The organism is Methylobacterium sp. J-077 (genome assembly GCF_022829365.1).
Taxonomy (GTDB): Bacteria; Pseudomonadota; Alphaproteobacteria; order Rhizobiales; family Beijerinckiaceae; genus Methylobacterium.
In genome coordinates this window covers 1-2,464 of sequence record NZ_JAKSYJ010000082.1, presented here as the reverse complement: position 1 = coordinate 2,464, position 2,464 = coordinate 1, and the positions used below count along the sequence as shown (strand labels likewise).

Here is a 2,464-nt window from a genome sequence, read left to right as displayed (position 1 = left end):
AAAGTGAGCAGCCCTCAAACCGCTCTTGATCTGGGTTAATAGCGCTTAACGTAGAAGGTTCAGACGATTTTCGCGCTTGGGTTGTGAACCCGCAACCGCGGCGGCGACCCCGCGGTTGCGAGTAAGACTCGCGCCAAGCGCAACCTCTGGGGGGCCGAAGCCGAGCGCCCGTCGAGCGCGATAGTATGGATCAAGTGACAAATCACTGATCCGTGTGTGGCGGAACGCAGGTTATCGTGAAGCTGTTTCAGGCGGCTTACAGGAGCATTCGATCATGAAGCTCACCCTCGCCGTTTCGTTGGTCGCGAGCAGCCTTTTCCTCGTCGCTCCTGTCAATGCGCAAGGGACGACGAACACACCTGGCATGGTGCCCGGCGCAGCTGCATCCGCACCGGCGATGAAGTCCGATGCACCCAAGGCGGATCGCACGGCCAAGTCGAAAGAATGCTCGGCAGAGGCCGATAAGCAGGGTTTGCATGGCAAGGCACGCAAGGCCTTCCGGAACAAGTGTAAGCATGGGCAGACCTGAAGGCCCGCTGGGCACCCTTTGGCTCCAAGCTGGTCCGTCTGATGCGGCGAGCGTTGTGAGAGACTCTCTACAACAGGCGCACGCAGACCAGTTCCCTACCCCCCGTGAAGCCTCGGCCGGGCAGTTGTGTGAGAGTTGGCGCAACGGGGAAACCGGACACCGCAAGCGCCAGCTTACGGCCCATTATTGTAGGCGGCTTGATCCTGTGTTGGCCCTGATCCATCGAGGCGAGAGAATGTCGCCGTCCTCTGTGATGATCCAGGGCTGCGCGTCCTCGGCGTCTATGGCTTCTGCGGCTGCCACGAGAGCCTGGCGTAGCGTTGGGAACTCGTGACCCTGTGCAACGTGCGCTGGCCCCCGGCCGGGCCACACGGTCAGCTCTGCGCGCTTGTCGAGGTCGGCTCGCGTCATGCTCTGCTCACGGCTGTTGCGGGAGCGAGAGTGCCTACCGCCGACATGCGGCGAGCGAGTGACAATCTGGTTAACGGTTGGTGTCTCTAATCCTAATGCTCATGCGACCCGCACATCGAGACACGACGGCTATGTGCGATGGTCGGAGCTTCGGTATTGTTTGCTGCGACGCACCAGCTTAAATGTGCGTCGCGGGATGGCGATGGCGTCGCGATCCTGCTGCCCTGAGAAGGGCGTTTCCTCCCTAGACTTCGGGCCGCTCCTTCGGGGGTGGCCTTTTCTTTGTCTGGAGTAGCCTCGCTAGCCGAACCAAGCGCCGACAGCAAGCAAGATGATGCCGACAGCGGTGATCCGCGACGGAAGCATGAACGATATCGATCATGATGACGTTCAGCCCAGGACCGATCGAACCGATCCGTCCGGAGTAGAACGCCATGTCGATGAAGACACTTGCCCTTGCTGCAGCGCTCGCGGTCGCAGTTACCGGGGCCGCTTTTGCCCAGACGCCGGCCGGAGGGGGAAGCGCTGAGGGCAATATGAACAACCCTGGCAGCGTGAAGAGCAGCTCCGATAAGTCCATGGAGACCGGATCCAGCTCGATGGGGACTGGTATGGCGCCTGGCACCAGCGGAGGTCCGCGCGTCGATACTCCCGTTGCCCCTGCCGGCAGCGGCTCGGGCAACGGCACCACCGGCAGCGGCGCAGCTCCCAGCGGTAAATAATTATCGACCGCCCCGCGGCTCGCGTCCGCGGGGTGTCTCTCGATGCTCAGTGCTGAGTCAGGCTATCGACAGTCTCGCTCGCCCCTAGTGCTCTGACGCCGACAAAACGGACAAAAGGCAGTGGGGATTTCTAAGCGATGGCAGCCGGTTAGCGGAGAAGCACGTGGTGCGTTCGTCGGCGTCTGTGCACTAGCTTGCCAGAGAACCGCGCGAGATGACTGACGCTCGGCTCGTTCAGGCCACCGGCATTCGCGAAGGTGGCCAGCGCGATGCCTACAAGGAACTGAGCTTCTGCCTCGGTCACCTCTCGTCCGCTGAGGGTGCTGGAAGCGCCCAGCACGGCCAATACCGCCTGTCGGAACGCGGGGTCATTCTGTAGTTCGGCCAGCCGGGTCATTCGAAGCTGCCAAACGCGGGCCCTGCTAGAGAAGCAAGCCCAGTCAGGCGTCGTAGCATGTCGCTTGCGCTGCTGTAGGGCTGCTGTCTGAAAAACGATTGGATCGTGATGAACGCCCTCAAGGATCTGCTGAACCGCTTCGGTCGGACCGTCACGGCCTATGCCGGCGACGAAGCGCTGATGCAGGCGGGGATCTCGGCCGCAGCCAACGTCATCGTCGCTGACGGCGAGGTGGCAGGTGACGAGTTCGAGACCACACTGGTGGGTCTGCGCGCCAACCCGATCATCCAGAAGGGCTACGACCTCCTGATGCTGGAGAACGCGTTATACGAGGCGATCGCCCGGGCAAGGACCCGTGCGGGTCGGGTGGAGAACCTACGCCGGGTCGCCGCGATCGCCGGCCGT

General features: G+C 62.3%; 4 protein-coding genes and 1 pseudogene. 4 read left to right on the top strand and 1 reads right to left on the bottom strand.

The genetic code is table 11. The annotated features are described in order from the left end of the window. Positions 1-274: 274 nt before the first annotated feature. Positions 275-529, top strand: coding sequence for a PsiF family protein (locus tag MKL11_RS05825; protein ID WP_243941170.1), 255 nt, complete (start codon positions 275-277; stop codon positions 527-529). A gap of 183 nt (positions 530-712) precedes the next feature. Here MKL11_RS05825 and MKL11_RS05820 read toward each other — a convergent pair whose 3' ends face one another. After that, positions 713-940, bottom strand: a complete 228-nt coding sequence (locus MKL11_RS05820; protein WP_243941168.1) for a hypothetical protein — start codon at positions 938-940, stop codon at positions 713-715. 434 nt (positions 941-1,374) lie between these two features. Here MKL11_RS05820 and MKL11_RS05815 point away from each other — a divergent pair, with 434 nt between their 5' ends. From MKL11_RS05815 to MKL11_RS05805, 3 genes and pseudogenes are all read left to right on the top strand, one after another. Next, entirely contained in the window at positions 1,375-1,662 is a 288-nt protein-coding gene (locus MKL11_RS05815; RefSeq protein WP_243941166.1) for a hypothetical protein, read from the top strand. Between the two features lie 214 nt (positions 1,663-1,876). Further along, positions 1,877-2,041 (top strand): hypothetical protein, encoded by a 165-nt coding sequence (locus MKL11_RS05810; RefSeq protein ID WP_243941163.1) that lies wholly within the window; start codon positions 1,877-1,879, stop codon positions 2,039-2,041. A gap of 126 nt (positions 2,042-2,167) precedes the next feature. Beyond that, positions 2,168-2,464 (top strand): annotated as a pseudogene (locus MKL11_RS05805) (Tellurite resistance protein TerB); the annotation flags it as partial.

Excerpts from the sequence above, each read along its gene's own strand:
- MKL11_RS05825 (WP_243941170.1), top strand. The coding sequence starts at position 275 with ATGAAGCTCACCCTCGCCGTTTCGTTGGTCGCGAGCAGCCTTTTCCTC.
- MKL11_RS05820 (WP_243941168.1), bottom strand. The coding sequence starts at position 940 with ATGACGCGAGCCGACCTCGACAAGCGCGCAGAGCTGACCGTGTGGCCC.
- MKL11_RS05815 (WP_243941166.1), top strand. The coding sequence starts at position 1,375 with ATGTCGATGAAGACACTTGCCCTTGCTGCAGCGCTCGCGGTCGCAGTT.
- MKL11_RS05810 (WP_243941163.1), top strand. The coding sequence starts at position 1,877 with ATGACTGACGCTCGGCTCGTTCAGGCCACCGGCATTCGCGAAGGTGGC.